This window comes from Halobacillus campisalis (assembly GCF_030345335.1).
In the GTDB taxonomy this organism is placed as follows: domain Bacteria; phylum Bacillota; class Bacilli; order Bacillales; family Halobacillaceae; genus Halobacillus_A; species Halobacillus_A campisalis.
Map to the genome: position 1 here is coordinate 26,530 of NZ_JAPVRC010000010.1, position 23,098 is coordinate 49,627.

General features: G+C 43.4%; 25 protein-coding genes and 1 pseudogene. 18 read left to right on the forward strand and 8 right to left on the reverse strand.

The genetic code is table 11. The annotated features are described in order from the left end of the window. The first annotated feature begins 62 nt into the window (after nt 1-62). Nucleotides 63-1,139 (forward strand): nitric oxide synthase oxygenase, encoded by a 1,077-nt coding sequence (locus O2Q26_RS16495; RefSeq protein ID WP_289216996.1) that lies wholly within the window; start codon nt 63-65, stop codon nt 1,137-1,139. Nucleotides 1,140-2,114: 975 nt separating this feature from the next. Here the strand turns inward: O2Q26_RS16495 and O2Q26_RS16500 are convergent. Next, the gene (locus tag O2Q26_RS16500) at nt 2,115-2,894 is read right to left on the reverse strand and encodes a carbon-nitrogen family hydrolase (RefSeq protein WP_289216940.1); all 780 of its coding nucleotides are present in this window, start codon (nt 2,892-2,894) and stop codon (nt 2,115-2,117) included. Between the two features lie 86 nt (nt 2,895-2,980). On the opposite strand from O2Q26_RS16500, the gene O2Q26_RS16505 reads away from it, so the two are divergent. The 4 genes from O2Q26_RS16505 (at nt 2,981) to O2Q26_RS16520 (ending at nt 6,149) form a co-directional block, all read left to right on the forward strand. Beyond that, entirely contained in the window at nt 2,981-3,271 is a 291-nt protein-coding gene (locus O2Q26_RS16505; RefSeq protein WP_289216941.1) for a GNAT family N-acetyltransferase, read from the forward strand. Between the two features lie 22 nt (nt 3,272-3,293). After that, nucleotides 3,294-3,758: a GNAT family N-acetyltransferase gene (locus O2Q26_RS16510; protein WP_289216942.1), complete on the forward strand. Its 465-nt coding sequence runs from the start codon at nt 3,294-3,296 to the stop codon at nt 3,756-3,758. Nucleotides 3,759-3,784: 26 nt separating this feature from the next. Beyond that, nucleotides 3,785-4,678: a diacylglycerol/lipid kinase family protein gene (locus tag O2Q26_RS16515; protein ID WP_289216943.1), complete on the forward strand. Its 894-nt coding sequence runs from the start codon at nt 3,785-3,787 to the stop codon at nt 4,676-4,678. 805 nt (nt 4,679-5,483) lie between these two features. Then, nucleotides 5,484-6,149, forward strand: a complete 666-nt coding sequence (locus tag O2Q26_RS16520; protein WP_289216944.1) for a lytic transglycosylase domain-containing protein — start codon at nt 5,484-5,486, stop codon at nt 6,147-6,149. Nucleotides 6,150-6,196: 47 nt separating this feature from the next. Here O2Q26_RS16520 and O2Q26_RS16525 read toward each other — a convergent pair whose 3' ends face one another. Continuing rightward, complete coding sequence (locus O2Q26_RS16525; RefSeq protein ID WP_289216945.1) at nt 6,197-6,736, reverse strand: NADPH-dependent FMN reductase; 540 nt, start codon at nt 6,734-6,736, stop codon at nt 6,197-6,199. Between the two features lie 140 nt (nt 6,737-6,876). Between O2Q26_RS16525 and O2Q26_RS16530 the strand changes: the two genes are divergently transcribed. The 6 genes and pseudogenes from O2Q26_RS16530 to O2Q26_RS16555 all read left to right on the forward strand — a co-directional run bounded on the left by O2Q26_RS16530 (nt 6,877) and on the right by O2Q26_RS16555 (nt 11,404). Then, nucleotides 6,877-7,161, forward strand: a complete 285-nt coding sequence (locus O2Q26_RS16530; protein ID WP_289216946.1) for a YkvA family protein — start codon at nt 6,877-6,879, stop codon at nt 7,159-7,161. Nucleotides 7,162-7,232: 71 nt separating this feature from the next. Beyond that, nucleotides 7,233-7,649 (forward strand): organic hydroperoxide resistance protein, encoded by a 417-nt coding sequence (locus O2Q26_RS16535; protein ID WP_253933768.1) that lies wholly within the window; start codon nt 7,233-7,235, stop codon nt 7,647-7,649. A gap of 142 nt (nt 7,650-7,791) precedes the next feature. Then, entirely contained in the window at nt 7,792-8,076 is a 285-nt protein-coding gene (locus O2Q26_RS16540; protein ID WP_289216947.1) for an iron-sulfur cluster assembly accessory protein, read from the forward strand. 128 nt (nt 8,077-8,204) lie between these two features. Further along, a pseudogene (locus O2Q26_RS16545) lies at nt 8,205-9,737 on the forward strand (gamma-glutamyltransferase family protein). A 98-nt stretch (nt 9,738-9,835) separates the two neighbouring features. Continuing rightward, nucleotides 9,836-10,447, forward strand: coding sequence for a metal-dependent hydrolase (locus O2Q26_RS16550; RefSeq protein WP_289216948.1), 612 nt, complete (start codon nt 9,836-9,838; stop codon nt 10,445-10,447). 90 nt (nt 10,448-10,537) lie between these two features. Then, nucleotides 10,538-11,404, forward strand: a complete 867-nt coding sequence (locus tag O2Q26_RS16555) for an NmrA family NAD(P)-binding protein (protein ID WP_289216949.1) — start codon at nt 10,538-10,540, stop codon at nt 11,402-11,404. A gap of 105 nt (nt 11,405-11,509) precedes the next feature. On the opposite strand, the gene O2Q26_RS16560 is transcribed toward O2Q26_RS16555, so the two are convergent. Beyond that, on the reverse strand, nt 11,510-12,076 hold the full coding sequence (locus tag O2Q26_RS16560; protein ID WP_289216950.1) for a GNAT family N-acetyltransferase: 567 nt from the start codon (nt 12,074-12,076) through the stop codon (nt 11,510-11,512). Nucleotides 12,077-12,186: 110 nt separating this feature from the next. On the opposite strand from O2Q26_RS16560, the gene O2Q26_RS16565 reads away from it, so the two are divergent. The 5 genes from O2Q26_RS16565 (at nt 12,187) to O2Q26_RS16585 (ending at nt 16,884) form a co-directional block, all read left to right on the forward strand. Then, nucleotides 12,187-12,753, forward strand: coding sequence for a nucleotidyltransferase domain-containing protein (locus O2Q26_RS16565; protein ID WP_289216951.1), 567 nt, complete (start codon nt 12,187-12,189; stop codon nt 12,751-12,753). Between the two features lie 134 nt (nt 12,754-12,887). Next, entirely contained in the window at nt 12,888-14,381 is a 1,494-nt protein-coding gene (locus O2Q26_RS16570) for a glycine betaine uptake BCCT transporter (RefSeq protein WP_289216952.1), read from the forward strand. Between the two features lie 136 nt (nt 14,382-14,517). After that, a complete protein-coding gene (locus O2Q26_RS16575; RefSeq protein ID WP_289216953.1) occupies nt 14,518-15,333 on the forward strand; it encodes a DUF368 domain-containing protein in 816 nt (271 codons plus the stop codon). 78 nt (nt 15,334-15,411) lie between these two features. Then, nucleotides 15,412-15,729, forward strand: coding sequence for a thioredoxin family protein (locus tag O2Q26_RS16580; RefSeq protein ID WP_253933760.1), 318 nt, complete (start codon nt 15,412-15,414; stop codon nt 15,727-15,729). Nucleotides 15,730-15,801: 72 nt separating this feature from the next. Beyond that, nucleotides 15,802-16,884, forward strand: a complete 1,083-nt coding sequence (locus O2Q26_RS16585; protein WP_289216954.1) for an FAD-dependent oxidoreductase — start codon at nt 15,802-15,804, stop codon at nt 16,882-16,884. Between the two features lie 176 nt (nt 16,885-17,060). On the opposite strand, the gene O2Q26_RS16590 is transcribed toward O2Q26_RS16585, so the two are convergent. The 5 genes from O2Q26_RS16590 to O2Q26_RS16610 are packed head-to-tail and all read right to left on the reverse strand — an operon-like array spanning nt 17,061 to nt 21,530. Beyond that, nucleotides 17,061-17,705: a TVP38/TMEM64 family protein gene (locus O2Q26_RS16590; RefSeq protein ID WP_289216955.1), complete on the reverse strand. Its 645-nt coding sequence runs from the start codon at nt 17,703-17,705 to the stop codon at nt 17,061-17,063. After that, nucleotides 17,695-18,660, reverse strand: a complete 966-nt coding sequence (ccmA, locus tag O2Q26_RS16595) for a heme ABC exporter ATP-binding protein CcmA (protein ID WP_289216956.1) — start codon at nt 18,658-18,660, stop codon at nt 17,695-17,697. The genes O2Q26_RS16590 and ccmA overlap by 11 nt, the downstream gene beginning before the upstream one ends. Further along, nucleotides 18,657-19,457: an ABC transporter permease gene (locus tag O2Q26_RS16600; RefSeq protein WP_289216957.1), complete on the reverse strand. Its 801-nt coding sequence runs from the start codon at nt 19,455-19,457 to the stop codon at nt 18,657-18,659. Before O2Q26_RS16600 ends, ccmA begins: the two co-directional genes overlap by 4 nt. Further along, entirely contained in the window at nt 19,457-20,314 is an 858-nt protein-coding gene (locus tag O2Q26_RS16605; protein WP_289216958.1) for an ABC transporter permease, read from the reverse strand. Before O2Q26_RS16605 ends, O2Q26_RS16600 begins: the two co-directional genes overlap by 1 nt. Further along, nucleotides 20,295-21,530, reverse strand: coding sequence for an ABC transporter substrate-binding protein (locus O2Q26_RS16610; protein WP_289216959.1), 1,236 nt, complete (start codon nt 21,528-21,530; stop codon nt 20,295-20,297). The genes O2Q26_RS16605 and O2Q26_RS16610 overlap by 20 nt, the downstream gene beginning before the upstream one ends. Nucleotides 21,531-21,687: 157 nt before the next feature. Between O2Q26_RS16610 and O2Q26_RS16615 the strand changes: the two genes are divergently transcribed. Both O2Q26_RS16615 and O2Q26_RS16620 read left to right on the forward strand, forming a co-directional pair. Then, on the forward strand, nt 21,688-22,278 hold the full coding sequence (locus tag O2Q26_RS16615) for a class I SAM-dependent methyltransferase (RefSeq protein ID WP_289216960.1): 591 nt from the start codon (nt 21,688-21,690) through the stop codon (nt 22,276-22,278). 240 nt (nt 22,279-22,518) lie between these two features. Continuing rightward, nucleotides 22,519-22,773, forward strand: coding sequence for a DUF2164 domain-containing protein (locus tag O2Q26_RS16620; protein ID WP_289216961.1), 255 nt, complete (start codon nt 22,519-22,521; stop codon nt 22,771-22,773). The last annotated feature ends 325 nt before the right edge of the window (nt 22,774-23,098 follow it).

The following is a 23,098-nucleotide window of genomic DNA, read 5'->3' on the forward strand; positions in this document are numbered from 1 at the left end:
CTGACTTCAGTTCCATTATGGTACTATAAGGTAAGAAAGTACGAGATGAGAGGATTGAAATGATGATGTGGCAGGAAGCCGAGTCTTTCATACGTCAATGTTATAAGGAATTAGGAAAAGAAGAGCAAATCGAGGAAAGACTCCAGGAGATAGAAGAAATGATCCAACGAACAGGAAGCTATCACCATACATATGAAGAGCTGGAGTATGGAGCTAAAGCAGCCTGGCGCAATAGCAACCGCTGTATCGGCCGTCTTTTTTGGGATAGTCTGAAAGTAATCGACCAGCGTGGAGCATTGACGGAAGAAGATATTCGCGACGCTGTTTTTTATCATATCGATTATGCGACGAACGGGGGGCGGATCCGCTCTACAATTTCTATTTTCCCTCCTCATGTGGAAGGGAAGTCTGTTCGCATTTGGAACCACCAATTGATCCGTTACGCTGGATATGATGAGCCGACAGGTGTGATAGGGGATCCGGCTTCGATAGAATTCACGAAGGAATGCGAGAAGCTGGGGTGGGAAGGATCGAAAGGGCAGTTTGATATTCTTCCTCTAGTTATTCAAATCGGAAATGATCCCCCTAGATGGTTCGATATTCCTCGCGAGATAGTTCTTGAAGTTGAGCTGCGCCATCCAGAGTATGAATGGTTCCAGGATTTGCAACTTAAATGGTATGCCGTTCCCTTCATCTCAGACATGCGGCTGGAAATCGGCGGCATTCATTATAAGGCGGCTCCTTTTAATGGATGGTATATGGAAACGGAAATCGGAGCGAGAAATTTAGCGGATGATTTCAGGTACGACATGCTGCCAGCTGTTGCAGAAGGAATGGGACTTAATACAAGGAGGAACTCCTCCTTATGGAAGGATCGGGCGCTCATTGAATTGAACCAGGCTGTCCTTCATTCTTTCAAAAGGGATAAAGTAAGCATTGTCGATCATCACAGCGCGGCGCAGCAATTTCAGCTTTTTCATCAGAAAGAACAAAAGTGCGGACGTGAAGCGACAGGAGATTGGACGTGGCTGATTCCACCAGTTTCCCCCGCAACTACGAAAATTTTTCACCAATCTTTCGAGGATCGGATAGATACTCCTAATTACTTTTATCAAGATCATGCTTATAAACAATCTTGAAGAAATGAGTGGTCTAGAAGTCAATGATAAAAACCACTGAATAGTTACTCATATAAAATCGCTCTTTTTCGTTTTTTGTTAGGTTTAGTCCCTGACATTTTAACGATGGGATCGATTTTTTGTTTAGTTATGTTTGTTTTATTAAGTTATTCTACTGAACGTGAGGATTGTGGAAGAATTGATTTCTAGATAACCGCGGTTCGTCGCCGTAATAAGAGTCAGGGGTGGTTGGGAAGCTACTCGCTTTCCTGTGGGGGAACTGGCGAGCTTCCTGGGATCTCGCCTACCTCCTTCTCCCACCTCTTACACTTATATTAGTCTAGGGCGTGATTTGGTTCATAAACCTTATGGGGGACTACCCAGCTTTCCAGCGCTTAGCGACTATTGAGACTTCCTTCACTTCTGTCCGATAAGTCAACATCGAATCACTCCGTTCTTCGTGTTTCCTTTATCTCCGCCAGCTCAGTCCAGTCCATACGCCGCTGACCAAAGCGCTTCCGCTTTTACCAAGTTAGTCTCGCAGCTTCCCAACCACCCCATTCGATAAAAGGTGAGAAACGAACCCTCAACCCAGAAGGAGCGCCTTCCATATCCCTGTTCTGTGAGAATATAGAGCTCTATAACAAGGTTTTTAACATGGGAGACTTGTTATGAGCATCAGTATACTAACATCAATGTTTGCTTTTTCTTGAAGCGGTTTCGAGATACTCATTAGGCAGAGGGGCGGAAGGAAAAGGTGAGACTCCTGTGGGATTAGCGGGACAGGTGAGACCCCACAGAGCGAAGCTAGAGGAGGCTCAGCGCCCGCCCCACGGAAAGCGAACCTTTTCCTTCCGCCCCTAAACTCTCACTATGTCTCGAACTAAGTGTTCGAGAATAGGAAGCTTTTATGAAATAACATAGAGATTTAACAGAGCAAAAAAAGGCTGCCCATAAAAGTCTATTTCTTAGACTTTTGGGACAGCACCTTTTTGATCATTCATAAAGTTCCGGGCGGCGATCTTGAAAAATAGGAATTTGTTCACGGATAGCTTCCACTCGGGAAAAGTCGACCTCACACATGAGGATCTCCTCATTATCTCCTGCTTCCGCTACTATGTTACCCCATGGGTCCACAACAATCGAATGTCCGCCGAATTCGTTGTTTTGATCGGTACCAATACGGTTGCATGCAATAACAAAACTCTGGTTCTCAATGGCACGGCTTATCAACAAATTTCTCCAATGTTCAACTCGTGGTTTAGGCCACTCTGCCACGACGAACAGACCTCTAGCTCCGTTCAGCATATGAGTTCGGATCCATTCTGGGAAACGAATATCATAGCAAATCACTCCAGCTACAAGTGTATCTTCAAGAATGAAATTACCCTTGTGATGGCCTGAATTCAAAAATTTCTCCTCATCCATCAGCCGGAATAAATGAGCTTTACGATAGTTAAGGGTTCGATCACCAGATCTATTGTAAGCTACCATTGTATTGTAGTATTCTCCGTGATCATCCTCAGCGACAGAACCAGCGATTGTAACTCCATGCTTTTGAGCCAGTTCAGACAACATCTTATGAGTAGGGCCTTCCAGCGTTTCAGCAATTTCATCAAAGCGGCTCAAATCGTAACCTGTCGTCCAAAGCTCAGGTAGAAGGATGAATTCTGCACCCTTTGAAACAGCTTCTTCGATTAACGGGAGTGCTATACTGCGGTTTTTATCTGGATTTCCAAATGCGATATCCATTTGTATAATGGCTATATTCGTCATGAGCGTTTCACCTCTTTCCTTTTATTCTAACAGAAGAAATTTATGAATTCATGGCTTATATTTTTGTTCATCAGGGAATACAAGAGATGGAAAGGGTGGAAATGATGTCACAAATCAAACAACAAGACGGACGTTTTTATATAAATGAAAAAGGAAATGAACTTGCAGAATTGGTATATGAAGAAGAGGGATCACTTCTTAAGATAACGCATACTCACGTTACCCCGCCGGAGCAGGGAGAAGGACTGGCTACAGAGCTTGTCGATCATGCCGTACAGTATGCAAGAAACAACAATATGACGATTGACCCTATATGTTCTTTTGCTGAAAAGGTATTAAACGGAGACTCGAAGTATGAGGATGTTTTAAATAAATAATCACTGGGAGGATGGATGACTTATGGCCATTATTAGAGAACCAGCTGAGAAAGATTTAATGCACGTAACAAAATATGCAGTCGAAAATACGTGGATCAGCATCGACTCTTCTGAACCTGAAGGTGCCGAGAGACTAAGGAAGAGAAAAGAATGGGCAGCCGATCATCTGTTCAATGAGCATTCCGATCAACGCCTTCTCGTCGCTGAAGAGGGCGATAGAACAGTAGGGTATGTTTATGGAGAAACAGTCGAAGAAGAAGGGCGAACTGTAGGGAAAGTAAAAGAAATTTACGTCGATGAATTCTATCGCCGCGAAGGGGTAGGATCTGAATTAATTCAGTCTATGTTCAAATGGATGAGAGACAAAGATGTGGATACAATCGAAAATATGAACCCATCCGATGATGAAAGGGCTCAAGGATTCCTTAATTCTATAGGATTTTCACCAGATGGAATCTTTTCACCCGACGGAAGAAGAGATGTGTAGTTCGTTGTAGAGGAAGGAGTGATTGCGTGAAGCAGGCAATGATTATTGTGAATCCTTCTTCAGGTAAAGAAGAAGCTGTGGATCATGTAGAAAAAATCGAAAAAATACTTGAGGGAAAAGAATATACTGTGAAAACAGTTCAGACAGAAAAAGAACTGGATGCGACTAAATTCTGTCAGGATGCCTGCTCCCAGGAGTTCGACGTAGTCGTTTCTTTAGGGGGAGACGGGACATTAAATGAAACGATCAATGGGATGGTCGACCAGGCACACCGTCCGAAGCTAGGGATCGTTCCGATGGGAACTGTGAATGACTTTGCAAGAGCCTTGAATATTCCGCTGGAGCCTGAAGCAGCGATCGAAACATTAGAATCGGATCTTAAGAAAAAAGTGGATATAGGGAGCTTCAATGATCGCTATTTTGTTAATATCGTGGCGATTGGAGCCATCGCAGAAGCGACTTCTGAAGTTTCTCCTGAACAAAAAACTAGATTCGGTCCTTTAGCTTATTTGATGGAAGGGGTGAAGACCCTTGCTTCAAGCAACGCTTACCCCTTACGTATCGAGTATGACGATAAAGTATGGGAAGGGGATTCCTTCTTATTTCTTGCGGCGCTTACAAAATCAACGGCAGGATTTGAGAAGCTCTCTCCAGACGCTAAAGTGAACGATGGAGTGCTCCACTGTTATGTGATTAAAAATGTAAACATGCTTCGGGTAGCTTCGATCGTAACGGCGGTTTTGCGTGGGAATCTTAAAGAGGACAAGGATGTAGAATACTTCCAGGCGAAGAAGCTCCGCGTTTCTTCAAGTGAAAAGCTTCACACGAATGTGGACGGAGAAGAGGGAGATCCTTTACCGGTGGCTATGGAAGTCAAACCACAGCACATTGAAGTAATTATAAATGAGGAAGCTCGCTAATACAGCGGGCTTTTTTTAATTAGGTTATGTTAAAGTTTCGTGTTGATTTTCAGATAAGTTCCCGTATGTTGAAGACTCAGTTTCGAGACATAATGAGAATTTAGGGGCTCCGGGAAACGGATCGCTTTCCGGGGGGGGGGCGTGCGCTGAGCCTCCTCGAGCTTCGCTCTGCGGGTTTTCACCTGTCCCGCTCCTCTACCTTATAAGTATCTCGAAACCACTTCAAGAAAAAGCAAACATTTGCTGATTTTCATAACAAGTGTCCTATGTTAAAAACCTTGAAGTGAAGCGTTATCTTCTCACCGAACAGGCATATAAAAGACCCTCTTTTTTAAAAAGGATTCGTTTCTCACCTTCATCGAATGGGGTTGTTGGGAAGCTGCGAGACTCAGAGCCTATAAAAAAACCTTCCTTTCTCAGTGAAAGGAAGGGAGGCAGACACTTCGCTCAGGGAGGCTGCCATGTAATCTACAGGTCTATTCTTATATAGAATAGATAGGGTGATTCGACTTCAGAGGCAAAAGAGAAAAATTGAGACCCTATGACCAGATCATCTTGAATAACTAGAACCAAAGAATATTCAAGATAGCTTAGAGTTTCTCTTTTGCTACTCTTCATTATATCATCGCCCTGGGAAACTTGGCTTTGGGAAAAGTGAAGCTCATGGAGCGGATTGATGAACATTTATCAAATAAATTTTCGCAAGTTTTGGATTAATTTGGGATTTATTGCTTCAAAAAGGAATATTGTGTCATTTCATTTTATGCTGTAAAATATAGAGACTAACTAATATAGGAGTGGACTGATGGATTTTAATAGTGTTCGAAGTTTGATGCAAACGCAGGCTATGTCTTTTATGAATGGAGAAAGCGGCTCTTCGTCCAATTCTAGTATGAACGGAGTTTCTTTCCAGGATATGCTGGGGCTATTACTATCACAACAATCGCCATCTCCTCAAATGAATGCTTCGCCTATGAATATTACTAGTCTACAAGCTTTTCAACAGCAGCCAATGCACATACATATCCATTATACTGGCTCTGAGAAATCAGAAAAGGTGGAAGAGGTTGTGGAAGAAGTGAAAAAGAAAGAAGTAAAAAACGGTAACGAGGACTTGGACACTTTGATCAAAGAGGCGGCAGAGAAGAACGGGGTTAATGAGTCCCTGGTACGGTCTGTCATACAAGCTGAATCCAATTTTAATCCAAATGCTGAAAGTCATGCTGGTGCTCAAGGTTTAATGCAGCTGATGCCCGGTACGGCAAAAGGGCTCGGTGTAACGAATTCGTTTGACCCGAGAGAAAATGTCATGGGCGGCACTAAATATTTGAAACAAATGCTGGATCGATATGACGGGGATACGAAGCTGGCTTTGGCAGCTTACAATGCAGGTCCAGGTAACGTTGATAAATATGGAGGAATTCCTCCGTTTAAAGAAACACAGAATTATGTTGGCAAAGTACTAGGATAAATGATCAAAACCCCCTATGACCAAAACTGTCATAGGGGGATTATTGTCTAGATTTCTTTGCTCATCTGTATATATTGATGGAAAACACGCGTCATTTCTTGCAGACGGTTGTGAACATCTTCGTCGATCAGTTCACCTTGTGTTGAGAAGTGGTTCGTGTGAGTATATACGTAATTAGGTGTAACGAGACAGCGGAAATAATTTAAAATTGGTTTCAACTGATTCTCGATCACGAGGTGGTGCTGAAGGGTTCCGCCATTAGCCACTATTGACACTGGTTTGTAGCGCATAGCCAAGGGGGAAACTGCATCGAATACGTTTTTTAACGTGCCGGGGATGGACCCCTGGAAGATTGGAGTGGCTATGACATACGCATCAGCTTGTTCCATTTCTCGAATCAAATATTGCATATCTTCATTATACTGATCGTATGGACGACCATCGACAAACTCCATTTGATAATTTTCCAAGTCTATTTGTTTCGTTTCATATTCTGCTTTCAAACCAACTATATATTTGTCTATTTCATGCAATAATGTTTTAGTTTTGGTGCCTACGACTGTTCCGTTCAGAAGTAGAATCTTCATGACGAGGTCTCCCCTTTGATTGATTCAATATAGCAAAGATTTAACATTTTGATTATCCATCATTATGTTAAATCATACGTGCCGAATAAGCAATTGTGACTGGCTTAAAATCATTGCGGCGTCGAGCAGGAGGGAAATGTATGCTGAGAATCTGGAGGAGAATAAAATTTTTAGCTAACATTAGGAAGTCGATTCCGTTTTTGTTAGAGTTTTTTCGCTCTCCTGATGTAAGTTTTAATAAAAAATTGATATCTGTAGTATTGATGGGGGCTTACCTCATATTCCCCTGGGATATAATTCCTGATTTTTTAGTGTTGATCGGGCTCGTCGATGATATAGCTGTTTTGACCTTTATATTGCAGCAAATTGTAAAGATGGCTCCTGAGCCAATTAAAGAAAAATATCAAATCGATGAAAAATCATGATGTTTAATGGTTTTGAAATTGAGGTATATATTGGTTGTGAGATGATTTAACTATATCAAGGAGTGATTATAGTGAGTAATGTTATGTTTACTTCTCATGCGACAGCTAAAGGCGGTCGTGAGGGTCACGTAAAATCGGATGACGGAATTATTGATGTGAACCTTGTACAGCCGGGCAGCGGCAATCAGGAAGGTTCCAACCCAGAACAATTATTCGCAGCAGGATATTCAGCATGCTTCGACGGAGCATTAAACTTAATAGCAAGTAAACAAAGTAAAGATATTGAGTCCGAAACGACAGCAGACGTAAGTCTAATTAAAGATGAATCAGATGACGGCTTTAAGATTGGCGTTATCTTGAACGTAAGTGTTAAAGGCGTTTCTCAAGATGAAGCTGAGAAGCTTGTCAAAGATGCTCATGACTTTTGTCCTTATTCAAAAGCGACAAGAGGAAATATTGATGTGGAGTTGAAAGCAACAGCTGTTTAATTTCTCATTAGATCCAAGCCTCCTCGTATGCAGGAGGCTTGTTTTATTTCTTTTTCTTCAGCCGTCATGAGCATATCTTTACTAGAAATTCTAAAAAACCTTCATAATAGAAGTATCTAGACGGCTTAAGGAGAGTAAATGTATGAAAATCACAGATCAGGCTCGTGATTTATTGGATCAACTTATTGAAGATTCAGGGGGAGGATGTCTTCGGTTGTATTTTGCAGGGTATGGCTGTGGAGAACCTGACATCGGGATGACGATTTCTGAACCAGAAGCAGACGATGAACTTCAACATATCAATGCCATTCCTGTAGCAATTGATAAAAAAATTCTACATTTAACAGAGGACTTAACGATTGAAGGTAAGCAGACGATGGAAGGCCCGAAATTCCAAATGACAGGACTTCCCGAGAAAGATTGCTGAATCCCCATAAAAAAAAAGAGCTGCCGGGTGTAGCTCTTTTTTTCTATCTATAGGCACAGCAGCAATATGAAAGGAATATCAATGTGCACTCATTCGTTACATTATTTAACCCACATTCCTCTACCAGAATGACTACATACGCTACGAAAGGAATGGTAGCTACGTCTCAACCGCTTGCTGCTCAGGCTGGTTTGGACATTTTAAAAAAAGGAGGCAACGCCGTTGATGCTGCTATCGCAACGGCCGCCTGTTTAACAGTCGTAGAGCCTACGTCCAATGGCATCGGTGGCGACGCTTTCGCTCTAGTATGGATGAGGGATCATCTTTATGGTTTGAATGCAAGTGGTCCTGCTCCCCAATCTCTTTCCATCCCAGCTGTAAAAGAAAAAGGGTATAAATCAATACCAGAGCACGGATTTATCCCTGTGACGGTTCCAGGAGCACCAGCCGCGTGGGCGGAGCTATCCGATAAGTTCGGTAAACTCGATTTTCACGAATTATTTACTCCTGCTATTTCACATGCCGAAAATGGTTATGCTTTAACGCCCGATTTGGGCAGGCAATGGGAGAAGGATTTCGATAAATTCGAAGGTTTATTATCAGATGAACAATTCCAGCCATGGTTTGAGACGTTTGCACCTTCTGGCAAGGCGCCCGGCATTGGTGAAGTATGGTCTTCTGCTGATCACGCCTCGACGTTAAGAGCTATCGCCGAGACGAAAGGCGCAGATTTTTACAAAGGTGATTTAGCGGATCAGATCGATTCGTTTTCTAGAAAGTGCGGGGGGTTCATTCGAAAAGAAGATTTGCAGCAATTCAAGCCGGAGTGGGTAGAACCGATTTCCGTAAATTATAAAGGATACGACGTATGGGAAATCCCGCCGAATGGGCACGGTTTGATCGCTTTGATGGAATTGAATATTACGAACTATTTTCAATTCGAGTCGACAATTAACGTGGACGACTATCATAGACAAATCGAAGCCATGAAATTGGCTTATAGTGGCGGGATAAATCAAATCACAGACAAAATGGATATGAAGCACACCATCGGAACTCTTCTTTCTCAGAAATGTGGTGAAGAAAGGGCTAAGCAGATTGATGAAGAAGCCGGCATTCCCAAAGCAAGTGAGCTTTCTCAAGAAGGAAATGTCTACTTAGCGACAGCTGATGAAGACGGAAACATGGTTTCTTTTATTCAAAGCAATTATGACGGATTCGGCTCTGGAAATGTGTATCGGGAACAGGTATTGCATTGCAGAACAGAGGGAGCAGCTTCTCTATGAACGTGAAACAAGTCAATGCGCTGGCGGGAGGAAAACGCAGTTTCCACACGATTATTCCCGGGTTCATCACCAAAGATGACGAAGCGGTTGGTCCGTTTGGAGTGATGGGTGGTACGGTGCAGCCTCAAGGCCACCTCCAATTGGTCAGCCAATTAATCAATGCTAAAGCCAATCCGCAGATGGCATTGGACGCACCTAGGTGGAAGTGGCTGAAAGAAAGAGAGGTCATTGTCGAACCCTCTTTTCCTAATCATGTAGCCCAAGGATTGGAAAGGAAGGGACACAGAATAACTGTAGCCTTAAATCGAATTGATTTCGGGCGTCCTTGCTGGCGGTACGGAGTCCCGCACGGATGGTTCCATCGCTGTTTGGTAAGTTTACGGTAAATGAAAATTCAGGTAATATGAGAATGGCCCTGAGCTGGAAGGTTCAGGGCTTAATTTTGTATGGATTGAGAGGGATCACGATACACCATGATGGCATCTGGACACCAGGCTTTAGGTTTTACAAGCGGGCTTCTCACCCTGGCGATTCTCCCAGGATTCGGGGTTATGCCTGACACACCGTTAGAAGCGGTTTTATTTTTTTCGTTCGTCATGATCGGCTCTCTATTACCGGATATTGATACCCCTCATTCTAAGTTGGGACAGAAATTTTGGCGAGGCATTATGATTACGTTGATGATCGCTTTAGGCATGTACTTATTCGCCCCGGATTATTTAGATGTGTATAGAGAAGAGCTGAAAATTTTTGTGTTTTTATGTTTACCACTGCTGATTATGGTGAAAAGTCACCGTAAAATGACACACTCTGTTTCATTTCTAGCTTTATTGGGGCTTTACCATATGCTGATCAGTGGAGTATGGGATATCCCATCGTTCTATTTTATAGGATTTATAGCGGGAGTTTTATCTCATTTAATCGGGGATTATATGACGAAGCGGGGAATCCCGGTATTTTACCCGTTTGAAAAAAAGTACTTCCGCTTTTTTATCACGTTCCGAACAGGTTCCTTAACTGAAAAGCTTATGATACTCATTCTTTCATTTTGGAATTTGTGGTATCTGGTTTCACAGGTTTTTTAACTGTGGTGGGCTGATCGGTGGTTAAGCCCTTCTCTTTTCGTGGTACATATAAAGAGAAATGGAGTGTAAATAAAAAGGGGTGCTACCATCATGTTGATTACAGGAGTGACGGGCTTCGTCGGTCGTGAACTAGCTGGTTGGTTTCTGGACAAAGGCATTCCTTTTCGTTCAGCTTCACGTCACCCGGAAGCAGCAAGGCTATTATTCGATGACCCCCTCATCGATTGTAAACAGTTCGACTTTGAGAATTCTCAATCGTATGGGCAGGTTTTTGATGGGATAAAGTCACTTTTTTTGACTCGGCCAACTGAAATTAAACACGTCGAGCCGATTATCGAAACTCTCTATGCTGCAAAAGAGGCAGGAGTACAAAAAATTGTGTTTTTATCTGTTCTTGGAGCCGAAAGAATGTCTTTTTTACCTCATAGAAAAATTGAAAAAAAGATTATTAGTTTAGGATTTGACTATACATTTTTAAGAGCAAGCTCTTTTATGCAGGATCTTTTAAAATCTCAGCTGTATGACATACGGGAGCGCCATCAATTGAATATTCCAGCGGGTTCGGCTGAAATAAGTTTTATCGACAGCCGGGATGTAGCGGAAATAGCTTTTCTGGCGTTGATGGGTAAAACACCAGTCAATGATGCTGTCAAGCTGACGGGAAAGCAGGCGCTTACTTGTTATCAAGTCGCTGATATTCTTTCTGAAGAAATAGGAGAAGAAATCAAGTACGTTAATCCAACGAAGTATCAATTCCTACAGGATTGTTACCACCGCGGATATTCCAGTGATTTCGCTTCACAATTAGCGAACGTCTACACTTCCTCTAAAAATGGAATTTCCAGAAGAATCAGTCTCGAAGCGGAGAAAATCCTGCAGAGGGAACCAAGGTACATGAGGGAATTTGTCAGGGATTACAGAAACGCATTTATTAAAAGAAATTCTGATAGAGCATAGTGTTGGTTAGTCTGCAGGTAAGGCTAATCTTAAGGCGAGAAGCACGATTATAAATTTTCAGGTGGAATCTTGGAAAATTGAAGTACTCAACAAAGCAGCGGATCTTCACATTGAGCCGCTGCTTTCTTTGTACTCTTCTCTCAATAAACCCATAAGCACCGTGTCATAATATTCTCCATCGATGAACTCGTTCTGACGAAGCTTACCTTCATGTTTGAACCCGCATTTCTCGTATAACCGAATAGCCTGATGGTTGCCGCTCCATGTATCTAATTGAACCCGCCGGACATTCAATGTGTAAAATAGGTGTTTAAGCATTGTCTTGATGATGTCCTGACCGTAACCTTTCCCCCAGAACGACCGCTCTCCTATATTAAGGCCGATTTCAGCACTTCGCGTGATCGGGTTGACTTGACGGAAATCACATTTTCCGATAACCTCATCCGTGGCCAAAGTATATACGATAAACACTTTTCCGTGAGTCCACATATCGTGAGAAGTTAAATTATTTTCGTAGTGAGCTTCAATGGCTTCTTTTGGATTATTGTTCTGTAGAGCTGCCGAGCTGCCGGATCCTTGCTGTGTCAGCTTCTCGTCGTTCGCCCAGCGATACAGATGCGCTAAGTCTTCTCGTGAAACAGGACGTAATTCAACAATTTCTCCCTTTAGCATGTATGTACCTCCCAAATATGTAAGTGTCTCTATTCTAACAGATTCGATGTTGTAGAAAGTCCATTTATAGGGAATAGTAAAGTTTACAGCAGAAAGGGGAGAAGGCTTATATGTTTGAAACGTGTATGAATGCAAAAGAATTTATGGAAGGTTTTAAGGGCAAGTGGATGGTTGCAGGGGGATGGGCGATCGATTTACATATCGGGGAAGAAACGAGGGAACATGAAGCTATTGAAATAGCGGTGTTCCACGAAGATTTACAAAAGCTGTCTGAGCATCTTCAAGGCTGGAAAACGTATATCACGGAAGATGCACAGTTGGTGGAGTGGGACTTAAGTCAGCCATTCGATTCAAGAATTCATGAAATCCATGCTCGCCATGAGGAGGAGCAATTAGAAATTCTTCTTAACTTTAGGGATAAAAACAAATGGAAGTTTCGAAGAGATGAGCAAATCACCTTTCCGCTAGACCATATGAATTTGCACTCTGCACAAGGGATTCCTTACTTGAATCCAGAAATCGTCCTTTTACATAAATCCAAAAACACTCGTGAGAAGGACGATAACGACTTCAATTATGTATTTCCATTCTTGAATGAACGTCAAAAGGAATGGCTGAAGCAGGCACTGATTCAACATGAGCCTACCCATCCATGGCTGGAAAAGCTTTTGTATTAAATTCCCTGAAACTTTCAGCCTGTTTACATTTTCCTAGCAGGGGTATTCTTTAATCATAAACCTCGTCACCGTCCCATTTTCGTTTTCTTCGAATAATCCCACAGATAGTAAAATGAATGAGAAAGGAGTTCATTATGAAAAAAGTCAGCACAGTATTTTGGGTTACATTAGCCATCGCTTTATTTTCGGTGGTGTGGGGGGCAGTCGCACCTTCCAACCTCGAGAACATCACAGGGAAGATTCAAACTTATCTTTCCGTACACTTCGGCTGGTATTATTTATTAATTGTCACGGGTTTTGTCATTTTCTGTTTATACATGATTGTCAGCCCTTATGGAAAAATCAAATTAGGTAAAAAAGATGACACGCCAGACTACAGCTACCCTACATGGTTCGCTATGCTGTTTAGCGCAGGGATGGGAATCGGTCTTGTTTTCTGGGGAGCTGCGGAACCGATTTACTTCTTCGGCACTCAGCCTCCTACAACGGAAGCTGGTTCCGCTGCCGCGATGAAAGAGTCTATGCAATTCGTTTATTTCCACTGGGGCGTTCACGCCTGGGGGATTTATGCCATTGTAGCTCTTGTTTTAGCTTATTTTAAATTCCGCCGAGGCGCTCCCGCTCTCATTAGTTCAACATTAGAACCTTTATTCGGCGATAAAATGAAAGGTCCATGGGGTAAAGTCGTGGACGTTATAGCCGTTTTTGCCACAATAGTCGGTGTAGCTACGACTTTAGGTTTCGGGGCCGCCCAGATTAACGGGGGACTGACTTATTTGACCGGGTTGGAGCAGTCGTTCGGCCTTCAATTAGCAATCATTGGGGTTGTGACGGTATTATTCATGATTTCTGCATACACGGGGTTAAGCAAAGGGATCAAATACCTAAGTAATACGAACATGGTTCTGGCTTTATCTTTACTCGTCATCATGTTGATTGTCGGGCCGACACTGCTGATCATGAATATGTTCACGGACACGATCGGCGCTTATATTCAGAACCTTCCTTCGATGAGTTTCCGAATGGCGCCGGGGAATGAAGAGAACCGTGGATGGATCCAGGATTGGACCGTTTTCTACTGGGCCTGGTGGATTGCCTGGTCACCATTTGTCGGAATCTTTATTGCTCGTGTCTCCAAGGGGCGTACGATCAGAGAGTTTCTATCTGGCGTCCTGCTCGTCCCATCAGTTGTAGGTTTCTTATGGTTTTCAACTTTCGGATCTTCAGCAATCGAGCTTCAGGATCAGGGAACTGCGGATATTGCCGGCTTAGCGACAGAACAAGCACTCTTTGGAGTGTTTGATAACTATCCATTAGGTTTGACCATGTCGATCATCGCTATGACTTTAATTGGTACTTTCTTTATTACATCGGCCGACTCTGCTACCTTCGTGTTAGGAATGCAGACGACTAATGGTTCACTGACGCCTCCAACGACAGTGAAGTTTGTATGGGGTCTGGCTCAATCATCTATGGCTGCGGTCCTGCTTTACACCGGAGGCCTTCAGGCTTTGCAGAACGCGTTGATTTCCGCGGCTTTTCCATTCTCGTTCATTATGATATTAATGGTCGTATCGCTTTATAAAGCGCTTCGGGCCGATCGTGCGGATATTGAAAAGGAATATTAATGATTTTCAAAAATAAGACTGTAGCACCATTTGCAGTCTTATTTTTTTGAAATAATAATATATTAAACCAATTTCTGATAAGATAATAATGTTACCAAATAGATAGAGACTGAGATGGAGAAGGAGAACTAAACTTATGTGGAAGTGGAAAAATATTTATCGCGGGATGCTAATGGGGGCGAGTGACGTTGTGCCTGGAGTAAGCGGTGGAACAATCGCCGTAGTATTAGGAATTTACGATCAGTTGATTACATCTATCAATGGGTTTTTCAGTAAAGAATGGAAGCGTCATTTGAAGTTCCTATTACCTTTAGGACTAGGAATCGTTACGTCAATATTGCTTCTGGCTAATCTCATTGACTGGCTCTTTGAGCATTATCCAGGACCTACTCAATTTTTCTTTTTAGGATTGATTATAGGAGTCCTGCCGTTTTTGACACATAAAGCGGATATGAAAAATAAGTTTGAAGGCAGACATTATATTTTATTGATCATAGGTGCCCTGCTAGTTGGATCCATGGTCATTTTTCAAACATCTGAAGGACAACCTATGACAGACTTGACCTTTGCTTCATATGTAGGTCTCTTTTTCTCAGGATGGCTTGCGAGCAGTGCTATGGTCCTCCCGGGAATCAGCGGTTCCTTTTTATTGTTGATTATCGGCATGTATACCACGATTATTGAAGGCGTAGCTGATTTAAAGCTGGATATCATTTTAACAGTTGGATTAGGGGTATTGATTGGAATTGTTATTATGAGCAAAATCATTAAGTTCTTCTTGGAAAATTACACCTCAGCTACGTTCGGTTTAATTATCGGCCTTGTCTTAGGATCCGTTGTTGTCATCTTTCCCGGTGTTCCGGAAAACGGAGTGATGTGGTTAGTTAGCATCATTACTTTCCTGGGAGGTTTGACAGGTGCATGGGTGCTCGGAAGATTCGAGTATAAGTGAGCTGGACATGAGACAGTTCGATGATTTTATCGTATGATGAAAGAATAGATTCAAAGATAGAAAAGGGGCCGATTAAGAATGGAATCAATTCATAAACTGGATGTTTTTCAGGACGTGATCCAAAGTGAGCAGCCGGTACTAATCAAATTCCAGGCGGACTGGTGTCCGGACTGCCGTCGGATGGACATGTTTATCGGAGACATTTTAGAGGAATATAAAGAATACAAATGGTACGACATCAACAGAGACGAACTTCCGGAAGTTGCTGACAAATATGAAGTAATGGGGATTCCAAGTATCCTGATCTTTAAAAAAGGTGAAAAAATCGCCCACTTGCATAGTGCTTATGCTAAAACGCCTGAGGAAGTTGAAGAATTTCTACAAAATCAACTGTAGCAGCCGCGCCCACATGGATTATCCATGTGGGTGTTTTTAAAACGGAAAATTTAATTGAAGGCCGGTGGTTTTATGAGAAGGCGCTTGATCCTGGTCGGGGCAGGCCATGCTCACCTGGAAGTGATGAGGCTTCACAAAAACAATCCATTAACAGATATTGAGATGTGTCTCATCAATCCCTCGAATTATCAATATTATTCTGGGATGTTCTCTGGCTACGCAGAAGGGCTGTATACGGAAGAAGAAACGCGGATCGACCTTACAGAGTTCGCTGAAAGATGCGGTGTCCATTTTATAAAAAAGAAAGCCAGCCGTGTTTTTCCGGAACGAAAGAAGCTCTTCTGTGAAGGGGGAGCGGTATACCCTTTTGATATCATTAGCTTTGATATAGGTTCCAAAAGCATTCCGTACGAATTTGCCGGGTCGGACGCCAGGTCTGTAAAGCCGAACTATCAGTTTGTTGAGCAAATGAACTCTCTCCGGGCTACTTCAACGCCTCTTATTGTCGGAGGAGGAGCAGCAGGGTGCGAACTCGCTGTTTCTATCCAAACGTTCAAAAACAAACATGAAATAGCCGGAAATGTCCGGCTGGTGACCTCATCAAATGTGCTGGCTGATTCCCCGAGAAAAACGTCTAAAAAGCTCAAATCGATTTTGGAGGAAACAGGGGTTCAGATTTGGGAAAATGAAAAAGTGAAAGATATGTATGATGAGTGTATCGTGACTGAGATGAATAACCGAATCCGACACACTGGCGTTCTTTGGCTTGGCGGACCATTAGCCGATCCGATCTTTACCTTGTCGAACATCGATGTCGATACCAGAGGATTCGCTTATGTAAAGGCCACTCTTCAATTTGAAAAATACAGCTTCATATTCGGCGCAGGAGACTGTGTAACTCTGCGGACATATCCTCATCTAGATAAAAGCGGGGTTTATGCTGTAAGACAGGGACCGGTGCTTTTTGAGAATTTGAAAGCTTACTTGGATGATGAACCTCTTAAGAAGTTTGAACCTCAGAAAAAGGCTATGTATATTCTCTCGGCTGGTAAGAAAAAAGGATTGTTAATGTATGGAGGATTCTCCCATTACAGCGGTAAAGCGTGGAACCTTAAGAATAAAATCGATACAAACTTTATGAAAAAATATAAATAAGACGTTCCATTTCTCTCAGGAGAAGGAACGTCTTATTTACTTGGTTTTACTATTGCTCGTTGATAAATCGAATCTGATGAGCTAGGGAGTGCCAACACTGTATTCTCTTAACCGTCGGTGTTCCCTTAAAAAGGAGTAAATTCTCTGATCTTTCTTTGATATAAAAACCGAGCTATTTATTTAGTAAGCCAGGAGCGCACTTTGTTCCTGAATAGGAAAGTGATCAAAAAGAGCAAGGCAAAAACGGAAACGGCGCCGATAATCAGTGTGCGGTCACCGCTGGCTAAGCTTGTTCCTACTAAACTGTAGGCGAGTGTACCAGGAAGCATTCCGATCACAGTAGCAAGAACAAAAGACCGGAGCTTGACTCTGGCGATTCCTGCTCCGTAGCTGAGAATGTCGAATCCTACAATCGGGATAAGCCGCAGAATTAAAACATAAATAAAGCCGTTTTCACTCATACGTTTGTAAAGTGGTCCTGCCCATTTCGAATCTTGGAATTTAACCACTGAATCTCCAAAGAAGCGGCCCATGATGTAACCGACAACGGCAGCTCCTGTAGCTCCGATCACGATATAAAGCATGCCAGGCCATAGTCCATACGCAAAGGCTGCTGCAAGCGATAAGATGGACGTAGGAAAAGCGACAATCGGGCCGATGGTATACAACCCCATGAAAATCAAAGGGCCGAGAAGACCGAAAGAAAGAATATAAGATCGGATCTCTTGAGGGGACGCATCTACTTGGCTGCGGATAAGCCAAGCGAGGGTGATGAAAGCGATAAGGAATAAAACAGCGCGCAGGATCAATTTACTGTTCATCATTGCACTTCCCATCTGATTGGAAGTGTTGAACTGCGTCCTTAGGAATATACAGTTCAATATGCTTCGATAAACCATCATCAGGGGTTGGCAGAGTAATTTTTTCGTCAAACTCTTTCACGTAGAGATGAGCGACTCTCTCGCTGAACCGGAACGTTGTTTGCAGCAGTTCAGCTTCGTACGTAATACAAGGGCCCGACGGTTCAGAGAATTGGATATCTTGTATGTGAACAAACTGCTGATCGTTGAGAAGCATGTGGTGATCGAAAAATTCCACGATAAAAGGGTTGCGTGGATTTAGTTTGATTTCCTCAGCTGTAGCGAACTGCTGGAAAGTCCCCTCATGGAACACTCCGATTTTATCCCCCATCAGCATCGCTTCTTCCCGGTCGTGGGTGACAAAAATCGAGGTGATGCCTCGCTTGTCAAGCAGATCCCTCACCCAATACCTCATGTCCTGTCTTAAGTTAGGATCGAGACTGCTGAAGGGTTCATCCAGCAAAAGAATCTCAGGTTCAATGGCGAGAGCTCTAGCGAGAGCTACTCGCTGCTGCTGGCCGCCGGATAATTCTGCGGGGAATTGAGCGGCCGCTTCTGTTAAGTTAATAGCAGCTAACAAGTCTTTAACGGTTGATTCGGTTTTCTTCCCATTCATATGAGCTCCATAAGCTATATTTTCTGCGACCGTCATATGAGGGAACAGGAGCGGCTGTTGAAAAACCAGTCCTATATTACGCTGGCGTGCGGACAAACGGGTTACATCTTTTTCTTCTAATAAAATGGTCCCTTGATCTGGTATTTCCAACCCCGCTAAAATGCGCAGAAGGGTAGTTTTACCACTTCCTGAGGGTCCGACGATGCTCATTTTTTCTCCTGCTTCTAATTTAAAACTTAAGCTGTTCAGCACCTGGTCTATGCGAAACTTCTTTGAAAGACGTTCGACTTGAATAGTCATGTTTGGATCCTCCATGGTTTTCTTGAATAAGGGAGCAGCTGCAGCAGTCCCTCCACTACGATGTACATAACTAAAGGGAGAATGGCAAACCAAACGGAGAAGGCAGCCATAACAGAGGCATTTGCTGTATCCAGGAAGGGAAAGAAAATCATCGGCAGCGTAATGACCTGCCCTCCTCCTATGATGGCGGTAATCGCATATTGGCTTAAACTGATGACGATGGTTAGAAATGTAACGCTTCTGATGGACGTCCGCAATAAGGGCATCTCAATCGTCAGAAACTGCTTGATCACGGAAGCTCCGAGCATTTGGGATTGTTCCATAAGCGGCCTGCCCACCTCACTGTAAGCATGATGAAAAATCTTGATGCTGTAAGGGACGGTGGGAACGAGGTGAATCAATACGACGCCCACCCAGGTATCCGCTAAACCGACTCTGATCATAAAGAGGTGAAGGCCCATCGCGACCGCTAACACTGGAATTAGTATCGGTGCTAGCAACAGACTCTCTACTATCGTTCTTCCTCGAAAGGAATAGAGGGCTAATGCTTTTCCACTCGTCAGTCCGATGAATAAATTAATGAGCAGAACCATTGCTCCAATGACAAGCGACCATATGGTGGCGCTCCAGAGGTTCGGGTCAGAAAACAACAGGCTCCAGCTGTTCAACTGGAACTGAAGCCCTTCACCACGTTGAAATCTCCAAGGAGCTGTAAAGCTTTGAACAAGGAGAAGGAGCGTTGGAGCAATGAATAATAATCCGGCAGTTAAATAAAAAGGAAGATGGTTTCGTTTCATTACAATCTCCCCCTCATGGCGCGCATACGCTTACGGTTTAAATAGAGATATGCGGCTAATGCGCCCAGCATAATCAAGAAGCTCGTGCCTGTCATGGCGGCGAACGCCAGCGGCCGATCCTCAAAGCTTCCGCTGTAGAACCATTGATAACTTAAGACAGAAATCATTTCCGGAAAGGTAGTCCCAAGCAGAGCTGGAACTTCATAGGCTGTCAACGTAAAGGCGAAAATGATCAAAAATATCTCCAGCAGCACTGGCAGAATTCTCGGCAATTCGACGGTTTTGAATTGGTCCCATCGACTTCCTCCGAGTGTTTCTACCAGGTCATAATAAGAACGGGGTATGGCGCTGTAGACCGGAAATAACATTAAAATGACGAAAGGGATCTCCTTCCAGATGTACGTAAGAATAATTCCGATTCCATTCGAATCCCTCGTCCAAATTGGAAATTCATTTGTACTACCTATCCAGCCCAGGGAGACGAGGAGCTGAGAGAACAGACCAGTTTCAGCAAACAGCAGTATAATAATATATCCCCAAACGAGATGAGGAAAAACCATAGGCAGCCACACAGACAGCCTGGGTATATTTTTTTCTAAATAGCCTGAGAAGGTACGGGTGAGGAGTACACCCGCGACAAGCGACAAAACAGTCGCAATAAAGGCTGTCCGAATACTGAACAGGAATGAGGCTGTGAAACGATCGGACGCAAATAGTGTCTCATAATGCTCTCCTGTAAAGCCATCTGTTCCTCTTAAGCTTTCAAGGATAGCCGTCGCTAGACCATAAGAAGGGAGAATAAGAAACAAGAGGGCGGGCAGAAGGAGGAGCCAAGGGTTATTCCTGAACAATCTCATCAAACCAATAATCCTCGATCCACTCTACATAGTCTGCTTCTGACTCCGGTAAAAAGCTCTCTTCCAACTCCTGCTGGTCCAACACACTGTCTCCTCGTTCTACTTTTTCGAATTCTTCACGCATGCTGTCTGGTAATTTCTCATAACTTATTGGCGTATTTTCACCCCAGTAGTCCTGCTTCAGCTTTGAAAGCTGAGCCTCGGGTGAAAGCATATAATTGATGGCGGCGAGAGCTCCTTCTTTATTCGTACTATTGAAAGGAATGGATAAAAAGTGAGTATTTCCTATCGAACCTGGCTCCATAACGAAGGATTTTGTGGAATCAGGGAAGGTACCTTCATCGATAAGTTTTTCAGCCCTCGCTTCGTTGTACCCCATTGTCATTGACACTTCACCTTCTCCGTATAAGCGGTCAAGCTCTGTCAATGAGTTCGGATAATGATCCCCGGAACGCCATAAGTCAGGTTCTATTTCATTTAAATATGTCCACATTCCTTCTGCCTTTTCGTTCACCTCATCGGCTTCGAAAGGCTCACTGTAAATGTCAGATGGCTGTTCAGTCTGTTCGTATAAAAGATGACGCAAGAAAGCATTGCCAGTGAAATCTTCTGCATTAGGGTAAGTGAACTCCCCTGGATTCTCTGAAATCCATTGCTTCAGTTCAGCAAAGGAAGAAGGAGGCTGCTTCACTTTTTCACTATCGTAATGAAATACGAACTGAACCTTGCCCCACGGGGCTTCCATTCCGTCAACATCCGTTCCGAAGTCTGTCGAAAAGGCTGGATCGTCAGTTTGGTAGTATTCGTTGAAGTTCGGCAAAACATCCACAAAAGAGCCGGCAAGCAGGTCATTGTCTTTAGCCGTTTTGAAATTCTCCCCGTTCAGCCAAATGATATCAATGGTTCCTTCTTGCTTCCCGGCCTGTTGTTCTGTTTGGAGTTTTTGCAGAATTTCTTCGGTCTCCATAGGAATGCGTTCAAGCTCCACCCCGTACTCATCTTCTAATTGAGGCTGCAGCCATTCATCAATATATTGATTGATCCCTTCATCGCCGCCCCACATATAAAGGCGCACTTCTGTACCTTCTGATTCAGCTTCAATATCCGCCCACGACTGTGCGGTTATGTCGTCGATAGAAGAAGCTGCTTCTTCCTGACTGCATGCACTAATTATGAGAAGTGAAGCTAGGATGATTGGAAAATAAAATGTTTTCATGAGAATCTCCTATCCGAAAGGTGGTGGTCTTCGTAATGTAGCAAAGAAATAATGGTGTGTATGTAACCTATCATACAAATATTTTATGCTCAGGGAAACCATTTAAACTGCATGAATATGTAAAAACGGGGGTAGGTAATAAGGGGAGGTGGAACATATGCTGACGCATCAATTCGAACAGCCGAAAGGCCGGGTAGGAAAACTGATCGGCCGTTTCATGGCTTATGAAAATAATGAACTAAACAAATGGACGCAATCCTTTTTGAATATAGAGAATGGAGATACGGTGCTTGAGGTGGGATTTGGTCCCGGAGAAGGACTCACTACGCTTGCAGAAAATTATCCAGCTTCCGATTTAATAGGGATTGATCCTTCGGAAGCTATGGTGGACATGGTGGTGAAAAAGCTGCATGAAAAAAGAGGAGACCAGCAGTTTCTTCTCATTCATGGGAAGGCAGAAACGATTTCCTCTGTGAGACACACGATTGATAAGGTGTATGCAGTGAATAATGTCACCTTTTGGGATAACCCCGTGCAAAGGCTGAGTGAAATTCGTCAAAGAATGGTCAAGGGAGGCAAGATCGCTCTTACACTTTGTCCGCATGAAGAGGGAGCGACAGATGATACGACTGAAGTGCTCGGCGGGCAGTTGACCTCCTTGCTGCAAGATTCGGGGTTTCAGCGAATAGAAGTCTTTATTAAGCCGACAAAACCGAACAATACCGTATGCGCAGTCGCTATGAATTAATACATGGCTTATATAATGGTATGGGATGACAGTACATGGTGAGACCGGAAGGCGTTAGCCCGAGGAAGCTCACCGTCGCCCATGGAAAGCGGTTGATTTCCCGGACCTTCAAGCGCTATTTTTGTCTCGGGAATTTCCTGAAACCAGCTTCCACTCATCACGGTGACGGAACGGTTTCAGTAGGATCTCCTCCTTAAGTTTAGGATGTGCTAATATAGAATCATCCAGGGAGGGAAGACGATGATCAAAACGTTGACTAAAGAACAAAGAGAATACATGGTGGAACGCATTCAGACTTATTTTGAGCTGGAGCGAGATGAAGAAATAGGTACGATCGCGTCAGAGCAGCTGCTGCAATTCATGATCCAGGAGCTTGGCCCTTTTATGTATAACAAAGGGATAAACGATGCCCGTGAGATGGTAGAACAGAAGGTATTGAACCTTGATGAAGACTTATTATCGCTAGAACGTCCATCAGGTCATTCTTCCCGATGATTTCTCTTAAATGTTTACGATAAAAACGAATTTCCCCTTCAAAAAAAGGAAGGGTATTGATAAGTGAGTTATTCAACAATATGGTAGGATACTTGAAGACTTGAATTCGAGACATTGGGTGTGTGGATCAAAGCGGCGGGGAATGACTCGCTTTCCGTGGGAGCGCGGTGAGCTTCCTCAGACGTCCCGTCCTGCGGGATCTCACCAAGCACTTTCTTCCCACAGGAGTCTCCCCATTCCCCGCCGCCCCTCACTTTATATGCACTTCTCGAATTCGCTGTAAAATGAACCTTCTTTTAAACTTGGTATAGTTTCGAGCACCTTC